Annotated in this window: 7 protein-coding genes; 1 reads left to right on the forward strand and 6 read right to left on the reverse strand. The window is 59.4% G+C overall.

Going from position 1 to position 8,928, the window contains the following annotated elements; translation table 11 throughout:
• The 5 genes from ABX749_RS12100 to ABX749_RS12120 form a co-directional block, all read right to left on the reverse strand.
• Window positions 1-1,374, reverse strand: a 1,374-nt coding sequence (locus ABX749_RS12100) for an enolase C-terminal domain-like protein (protein ID WP_372896209.1), incomplete at its 3' end; no start/stop codon positions are given.
• Window positions 1,375-1,423: 49 nt separating this feature from the next.
• A complete protein-coding gene (locus tag ABX749_RS12105) occupies window positions 1,424-2,191 on the reverse strand; it encodes a sulfite exporter TauE/SafE family protein (protein ID WP_372896210.1) in 768 nt (255 codons plus the stop codon).
• 10 nt (window positions 2,192-2,201) lie between these two features.
• A complete protein-coding gene (locus tag ABX749_RS12110; RefSeq protein WP_372896211.1) occupies window positions 2,202-2,468 on the reverse strand; it encodes a hypothetical protein in 267 nt (88 codons plus the stop codon).
• 246 nt (window positions 2,469-2,714) lie between these two features.
• Complete coding sequence (locus ABX749_RS12115) at window positions 2,715-3,968, reverse strand: DUF1559 domain-containing protein (protein ID WP_145220686.1); 1,254 nt, start codon at window positions 3,966-3,968, stop codon at window positions 2,715-2,717.
• 137 nt (window positions 3,969-4,105) lie between these two features.
• Window positions 4,106-4,465, reverse strand: coding sequence for a hypothetical protein (locus ABX749_RS12120; protein ID WP_372896212.1), 360 nt, complete (start codon window positions 4,463-4,465; stop codon window positions 4,106-4,108).
• Between the two features lie 176 nt (window positions 4,466-4,641).
• Here ABX749_RS12120 and ABX749_RS12125 point away from each other — a divergent pair, with 176 nt between their 5' ends.
• The gene (locus ABX749_RS12125; RefSeq protein WP_372896213.1) at window positions 4,642-5,700 is read left to right on the forward strand and encodes a hypothetical protein; all 1,059 of its coding nucleotides are present in this window, start codon (window positions 4,642-4,644) and stop codon (window positions 5,698-5,700) included.
• Window positions 5,701-5,825: 125 nt separating this feature from the next.
• On the opposite strand, the gene ABX749_RS12130 is transcribed toward ABX749_RS12125, so the two are convergent.
• Complete coding sequence (locus ABX749_RS12130; RefSeq protein WP_372896214.1) at window positions 5,826-8,582, reverse strand: GNAT family N-acetyltransferase; 2,757 nt, start codon at window positions 8,580-8,582, stop codon at window positions 5,826-5,828.
• Window positions 8,583-8,928: the final 346 nt, after the last annotated feature.

The raw sequence follows: 8,928 nt of genomic DNA on the forward strand, positions 1-8,928 counted from the left end.
CGACGACGAGGAGGACGAGGGCGACGTCGAATAGCCACCGTCCAGCGGCTCGCTCGCGACCTCGAATGCCGCACCTTTTTTCAAGGGACCACGCGACTTCCAAACTTGGCCGTCGGGAAACCGGTGCCGCTGGAGAAAGCTCGGCAGAAACTCGAGTCCCCAACCCGCTGCGGTCGGCGTCACGTAACAGCCGTCGCGCGTCGTGACGGGATGCTCGACGGCTTCCTGCAGAAAGTCGATGTATTCGACCAGCTGTGTGTCGGAGTGTCCGGCCACGGCGATTTGGTCCCACAGCCCGTAATGCTGAATCATGTTGCACAGCGCGATGCCGCCGCCGTGGGGGCACACCGGCACGCCAAACTTTGCCGCCATCAAGATGATCGCCATCACGTCGTTGACCCCCGCGACGCGGACGGCGTCGATCTGGCAATACTCGATCGCGCCGCTTTTGAGCAACTGTTTAAAAATGACGGGCGAGGCGGCTTGTTCACCACAGGCGAATCCAAAATCCGCATCGGCAAACGTCTCGGCAAGTTCGACGTAGCCGAGCACATCATCGCGGGCGATCGGCTCTTCGATCCATTTCAACCCGTACGGGCGATAGCGTTCGATATGACGCTTCGCCTCGTCGAGCCCCCAATACTGATTCGCGTCCACCATCAGGTTACAGTCCGGCCCGATCGCGTCGCGCATGAAACGAATCCGTGCCACGTCCTGATCCGAATCCTGCCCGACCTTCAGCTTGAACGAATCAAAACCTTGCATTTGCAGCTTGCGAATCGTCGCCAGAATCTGTTCGTCGTTCAGCCCCAGCCAACCGGCGGTGCAGTAGGCCTTCGGTCCGCGCGGATTCATTTCGGCTTCGCGCTGTTTGACCGTTGAGCGCCGCGATTGCAGCAGTGCCACCGCCTCGTCGCGGCTAAGCGCGTCACGAATGTTTCGCCAATCGATGCAGTCGGCGACGAATTCCGGTTCCAGATCGACCAACAATTTCCAAAGGGGTTTGTCGAGCGACTTGGCCCACAGGTCCCACATCGCATTCAAGACCGCGCCGGCCGCCATCCGAAACACGCCGTCGTGCAGCCAACGCAATTGATGGTGGTCGATCAAACGTCGATACAAATCGATCGGCGCTGTGGCAAAGTCTTGCAGGTCGGATCCGATGACCAACTGGCACAAGTCCTTGATCCCATGACAGACCCAATCCGTTCCCGCGCCGACGGTGAACACCACCGACACGCCTCGCAAGCCGGCATCGGTTTCCAGGTGCAACAGCGCCGACGAATAGTCCGGTTGTTTGTGAAACGGGTCGGACCCGAGCAACTGATCGGAGGTGGGAACACGGAGGTCGATGACGTCCGCTGAAGTGATCATGATTTTTGGATTGGACATAGTGGCAGCGAGTTAGAGCAACAAGGGGCGTTCATCCCAACCATTGATAGACACTGGTGACGATCAGTTTCAGCCCCGTCGCGATCATCACCACGATCAGGAATCCGAAGATCAGGCGGTTGCCCTTTTTGATCGCCAGCTTCGCACCGACGACACCGCCGATCACGTTACCGACCGCCATCACCAAGCCGGGCAACCAGTCGATCAAGCCATAAATCGCGAACATCACCGTCGCCGCCAGCGTGACCAAAAAACCGATCCAATTCTTGACCGCGTTGGACGCCACCAAATCGCCGCTGTTGGTCAGACTCATCGCCAACAGTATCAGGATCCCCATCCCGGCTTGGATAAAGCCGACGTAGATGCCGATGGCGAAAAAGACCGGTTTGATCCACCGCCTGGAACGGACCGAACCCACGTTCGCCGCGGCGATTCGCTTGGGATTGAGCATCAGTACCACCGCCATCACCAAGAAGATCGCACCGAACACGGGCTCAAAGGCGTCCGGCGGTAAATAGACCGCCAACCAAGCCCCGACGGGGACCCCCAACATCGTCGGCAACGTCAGACGGTTGGCAAGTTCGCGATCCAGGTGCCCGTGTCTGTGAAAGGTCACGACGGCGGCACCGCTGGAAAACAGCACGGCGACGCGGTTGGTGCCGTTGGCAATTTTCGGGTCCAGCCCGAACAACATCAACGCCGGCAACGTCATGAACGAGCCCCCGCCGGCGATCGTGTTCACCACGCCGGCCAAAAACCCCGCAACGATCAAAAGCAGATACCAGACGACGTCATTCACCCTTTGTGATTCAAAGAAAAAGCTCGCTCAAATCGAGCACTGCATCGCGATTGCAATCGGGAGTGAGTGTATTGGGGACCGAGACGATCCGTTTGGTACCGTAGCGTCCATCCTTCGGATCGGAAAAGACGTGAATTGCTTTGGCGGCGCAGTCGACGACCCAGTATTCGGCTATTCTCCTACTATAAACCACCGTAGAAATTTTCGACATCCGACAAGCACGGCGGAACGCTGGGCTGATGACCGGCCCGCCAAACGGCTGATCATCGTCTGACATCAGCCGGTTCGCGCCAGCGTCCGGGCCCCAACATTGATGGTGACTTGGCGATATTGGGCCAAACCCCAAAACCACACTGAGGATTCGCTGTTGCCGTTGGAAGTCTGCCAAGAGTGGCAATGATGAGAAGGGAGCCGCCGTCAGGCGAAGGTCGCGACGTCAAACAAGCCGTGACGGGAACGCGAATCCCCGCCACGGCTTGAACGATGTGGACGTCAACTTGGTCGAAGTCTGAAGAGCGATGAGCTACTGGTTGAGCTGCTCTTGGATCGTTTCGTTGTTGGCCCGGGTGCCGAGTGCCCCCCAGAGACCGTAGGGACTCTGCACTCCCGGTGCCCGCGGGCCGGTTCCATTCCAGATCACCATCGGGCTCTCCTTGCCACCGGCTTCGATCGAATCGGTGATGAAGATGACCGCACCGTCACCCATCAAGACATGGGCACCGCCTTGGTGCCGGCTGCTGGTTCCGTAGATGCCAGGCCGCCAGGTTCCGCTGCCGCTGCTGCAAATCGGGCTGTTGGGCGGATGGATCGTGACCACGCCGGTGTGAACGCAATAGCCACTGGACCATTTGAACCCACGCTGTCCCTGGGTGCCGCCGGTTAGGTTAGCGCCCGGATCCCAGAACTTCGGTCGGTCCGGATCGACGAACGCCTGACACAGTGAGGGGTCGGTCATCAGGCCGCCGAGATTGTTGTTACCGCCGGATGGCTTCGCAGCCTGTGAGATGACGGCTCGGTCCCCGAGGTTGGTGGCCATTTCGCCGGCCATGATGGTGTTGGAAAGCCCATCAAGCGTGTCGCGGAAACGCATGTTCACGCGTGGGAAAAACATACCACGACACGTCGCCTTGGCACGCGGCGCCGCGTTGCGGTTCGGCTGACCGTTCTGGTTGATGCCCCCCGTGTTTTGAAACTGCAGTGCATCGCCGACACAGACGCCATAGTTCGTACGACCTTGGGCAGGCAAGCCGTTGCCGGGATCACTGGGGCAGCGCAACATCGGAACCGTCGTCAGCCAGGGATCGTACTGATAGCGACCGTGCTGGGCCAAGCTGATGTCGGCGTTGGGGCCCATCGCGCTGAACTCGTATTGCCCCGCGGCCGATGCTGGCTCCTTGACGCGGAACGGGTTGCTGATCTGATCCCAGAGACCTTGTTGCTCGACGAAGGGTGCCAACTGAACCAGGGAACTGAGGTTGTTCAAATTGTTTCCGCCGTAGCTGCCTCCGATCAATCGGGGTTCGCGTGACTGCGGATTGTTGCTCCCGAACACCCGCGAGGTGCCGCCACGAATCGTGGGCAGCCGTTTGTAGGCGGAATGATAATTGTGAATCCCCAAGCCGATTTGCTTGAAGTTGTTACTGCAGCTCATTCGACGTGCTGCTTCGCGAGCCGCTTGGACGGCCGGCAAAAGCAGCCCGACCAAGATGCCGATGATCGCGATCACGACCAGCAACTCCACCAACGTGAAGCCACCGCGTCTGGAACGGATGTTCATAGAAAATGCCTCAGAATACGAATCAAAAAAACAAAACGAATCAAAAGCCCCGTCGGCGCAGGCAGCGGCGGCGGAGGGAAAGGAGTTCAATCAAGATCAATGAATCGATGCAGTGAACGGTCGCCCGAACCGGTGTTTCAGCTCGCAGCTGCGTTTTCGTCTTCTTCGGACTCCACGTCTTCCGGATTTTCTTCACGCTCTTCGGGATGCTCTTGAAGGTAAGCTTCAACAGCCCCCAGCTCCGGCCCCTCGGATTCCGTCATGTCCTTGCCACAACCAGACAGCGGCACTGCGAATGAAATGGACACCAGTAGCAGCAGAATTCGAGAAAACGAAGAAAAGCGCATGTCGCCGGCAACCCTGTGGATGATGCGATGAAAAAGATCCTGCTCGGCGACTGAACCACTTGACCTGTGCCGCGGCTCAACCCCCAGTTCGGATTGGTTGGCACCGATTATAGAGCACTGGCACCCCCTCCCGCCCAGCGAATTATTCAACCACTGGGCTGCAAACCGAAGACTTGTGTGGCGGAAACTCGCCACACCCGTCGCGAAAGAAGGCCCAAAAGCTGTGCTAGAGTAAAGCGCATCGCGTGACGGCAGACGACTTTCCCTGAATTTGAAGCGATGCCCAAGCGAAACCTTGGTAGCCTGTGATTTTGGAGAAATGTTGAATGCGTCAGCGACGGCAAGCGATTCGAGTCGATCTGGACGACCCCATGATCAATGCCCGCGAGGGTGTGTTGTTCTTTTGGCAGGCTATTGATCAGCTGTCACCGCTTTCGCTGTCCACCGGTGCCTGGACCGACAACAAATGGACGAAACGTTCCGCTATGGCCAATGCGATGGGCGGCGCGAGCGACCCCGGGCAAACGCGTGAACAGCGCGGCGAGGCCCTCAAGACGTATGCGACGTGGCTTGCCCAAAAGCTCTGCAATGCGGTGGGCTGGAACGAGAACGCCGGTTGGCTCCACTGGATTATCGACAACATCATCAAGGAGCTTGGACCGTTTGTCGGAAGCATCATTGGAGGCATCAAAGGGCTGTACAAAATCGGCAGCGCGATTGCCCAGAAGGTCAAGATATGGTGGGTCGCTCGAAAGGTCACCTTGGCGGCGGGTCATCCGCAAGCGATTGCGTCGGGCATCAAGAAGCTGATCAACAGCGCTCTGCTTGAAGGTTTGTACGATGTCGCCAAATCGGCGCTCACCGCGGGCGTGTTGGTCGCTTCGGCGGGTGCGTCATCGATCGTCAGCGCCGTTGCCAGCGTTATCGAACTGATCGTGAAGATGGTTCATGCGGCGATGGAAGCCTCTCGCATCAACAAGCTGATCGAAGATTGTGCGGCACTCTGGCAGTTGCCACGCGGCGCTCGGGCGTGGGCGCTTTCGGGTGCTGCCACGGACTTCAACACCATGTTCCGCACCGCGACCGAGAAGACACCGGTGATTGCACCGATCACGCTCTGCTCGTGCTTGAGCGGCGACAAAATGCGGCTGCTGAAAATGTACGGCGATGACGGGACGCCGATCACGCAAAGCAGTTTTGATGCCGGCTGCGTCTATCTGGACTCCTTGAAGAACGTCGGACGCGAGTATTGCAAACGCTGGGGCGACACGCTTCAATCGGATGATCCCCTGGTCAAGCTAGGCCTGAAACTGGTCCGCGATGGATACGCAGGCGAGAATCTGAAACGCCCCTGGTACAAGCGGCTGCCAGGCTTCCGCAATTAGGCCCCGAACGATTCCTGCCAGTGCGATCGTGAAGCGAAGGCGGCTGGGGATTTCAAGCGAGTCGCTACGAATCGCTGGCGCGTCGTTGATCGTGGCGACGGTTGCCTCGTTGAGGCCTACATCATTCACGTCAAGATCAGAGGCGACAGACGTTTTCGGGCGATCACCACATCGTCGGATTGACTGCGGTCCATCACGAAACCACGGTTGGAAAACATGGTGATCATCCGCGAGTTTCTGGGCGCCATTTCGGCGACGACGGATCGAATTCCCCAATCGGCGCAGATCCCCAGGCAGTAGTCCATCAACACCGAGCCGAGCCCGATGCCTTGCCACGGATCGCCGACCAGAATCGCAAACTCCGCCTCGTGGTGATCGGCATCGGCGACCAGGTGGCAGACCCCGAGTAGCTTCCGCTCACCGTCTTCCTCGGCTTCGGCGACGATCGCGATTTCTCGGTCGTAGTCGATATAACAAAACCGCGTGGCCATCTCGTGGGTCGACGCTTTGAACATGTAACGGTAACGCATGTGAAGCGATTGGGGTGAGCAACTGGCCAACAGGCGGTGCCACATCGGTTCGTCTTCGGGCTTGATCGGACGCAGCAGGATCGAGGTCGAATCCTTCAACAACATCCGCTTGGTGTATTCGTCCGGGTAGGGCCGAATCGCGAGATGTGAATAGGGCCGAACGGGATGCAGCACGGTGTGATGATCCACCACGATCCGGGCGTCCAGGGCGATGACGTCGTGGCTGGTCACCAACAGCGGGTTGACATCCAGCTCCGTGATTTCGGGATAGTCCGCGACGAGATAGGAAAGCCGCATCAAGACCTCGACCAGTCGGTTCAGATTGATGCCGGGGCGCCCGGGTTCACCCTCCAGCAAAGGCCATGACTTCAGCGATTGGACCATCCGTCTGGCAAGACGCTCGTTCAGCGGCGGCAACTCGAGTGCCAGGTCTCGCAACACTTCGGTGGTCGTCCCACCGGCACCGACCATCAACACGGATCCGAAGACCGGGTCACGTTTGGCGCCAACGATCAGCTCGCGACTATTCGGTTCGACCAACATACGTTGGACCGTGACCCCGTCGATTCTGGCGTCGGGGCAGAGTTCCTTGGCCCGCTTCAGAATCTGATCATACGCCCGAGCGACGTCGGCGCGGTTGGCAAGATTCAGCTCGACGCCGCCGACGTGTGTCTTGTGCGTGATGTCGGGTGAGAACACTTTGAGAGCGACGGGGTACCCGACCCGCGCGGCGCACTCGGTCGCATACGCCAACGAACAGGCGACATGGGTGGGGATGACCGGAATGTCGTGCGCCTGCAGAAACGCCTTGGACGTGGTCTCGGTCAGCACGTCGTGACCCTCGCTCAAATACGTCTTGACAAGGGAACGCTGTTTCGCACGATGAAGCGGAAACTCGATCGGAACTTCACGCGGTGTTTCGTACAACGTTTCGCGGTTCCGCCCATAGGACACGAGGTTCATGAACGCTCGAACGCCTTTTTCCGGTGACGAATACGTCGGGATGCCCGCCGCATTGAGCCGTTCGGTGCCTTCGCGAACCTTGCCGCCTCCCATCCACGCCGCCAGGATCGGTTTCGACGCATGTTTGGCGGCCTGCACCACCGCCGCGGCGGTGCCGGTCGGGTCGGTCGTCGCGTAGGGCGACAGCACCACCAACACGCCATCGACGCCCCGGTCGGCCAGCACGAGTTCCACCGAGGACTGAAACCGTTCTGGCGTGGCGTCCCTGAGCACATCGACCGGATTGCCATGCGACCAGGCCGGCGGCAGTCGTTGGCTCAACTTTTCGATCGTGTCATCGGACAACTTCGCCAGCGAACCCTGCTGATCGAGTAGCTCATCGGTCGCCATCACGCCTGGCCCGCCGGCATTGGTGATGATCGCCAACCGAGGTCCGGAAGGCGTCTTCTGTTGCGACAGAAGTTTCGCGCAGTCGAACAACTGCTCCACGCTGTAGACCCGAAACACGCCGGCCCGTTTCATCGCAGCTTCATAGACACTGTCGACGCCGGCCATCGTTCCCGTGTGCGTGGCCGCAGCCTCGGCGGACCCCGAGAACCGGCCCGCCTTGTAAGCGATGATCGGCTTGGTTCGGGTGAATGCCCGGGCTGCCGACATGAACTTGCGGGGCTCGGTGATCGACCCGACGTACAAGATGATCGACCGCGTCCATCGGTCGATCGCGAAATAGTCAATCAGATCAGCGATGCCGACGTCCAACATGTTGCCGACGGAGACGAAATGCGAAAAACCGACGTTCTCTTGGATCGACCAATCGAGCACGGCGGTGCAGAGCGCCGCGGACTGGGAAATGAACGCGATGTTCCCCTTGGGTGGTAAATCACTGACGAAACTGGCGTTGAGTGAAAGGTGCGGCGCCATGATGCCCAGACTGTTCGGCCCCACGATCCGCAATCCCTCGTACGCCGCAGCGGATTGCAGCACCGCCTGTTTGAGGACTTTCCCGTCGGGTGCCGCCTCGCGAAATCCAGAGGTCAGTATGACCAATCCCCGAATGCCCGCCTCGCCACACGCGCCGACGTATCGCGGCACCGTCTCGGCCGGACTGCAGATCACCGCCAAATCCACAGCCTCGGGCAAGTCGGCGATCGCGCCGTAACACGGCATGCCGCCGACATGGGTGTACCTGGGGTTGACCCGGTACACCGGCCCGGTGAAACCGCCCGAAACCAGATTGTCGAGCACGATCCTGCCCGCGCTGGATCGACGTTCGCTCGCACCAATCACGGCCACGCTACGGGGCGCGAAGATCATGTCTAGATTGCGGATCGGCATGGCGAACTGCTCGCAGGTCTTGAGCGTGGCATCGGCCTGCATCTTGCGAACCATCAAACCGTCGGCTGCATCACGACCTCGATTGTCTCACATTGCACACGCAATGCAAATCGCAAGACGTCGACCGGGAAAACACTGGGGGGGCGATCCCCGTCCGACCCCGTCAATGTTTTCGATGCGGCTTGCAATGCAACCGTTCAGCCTGTTCGTTCTCCTGCGTTTGATGTTCTTCAAAGACTTCCCGCTGCGTCAGCGGAGACGAGGGATCGGATGTCGTGGACTTGAAGGCGCCTCCTTTAACCAACCACTCACCTCCGCTGACGCAGCGTGATGTCAACATTCCGGCCGTTGCCGTGCAAGGTCACCCGAAGCGAACGACTGAGACGATCTTTCGGCTACA

Source organism: Stieleria sp., assembly GCF_041595215.1.
Classification (GTDB): Bacteria; Planctomycetota; Planctomycetia; order Pirellulales; family Pirellulaceae; genus Stieleria; species Stieleria magnilauensis.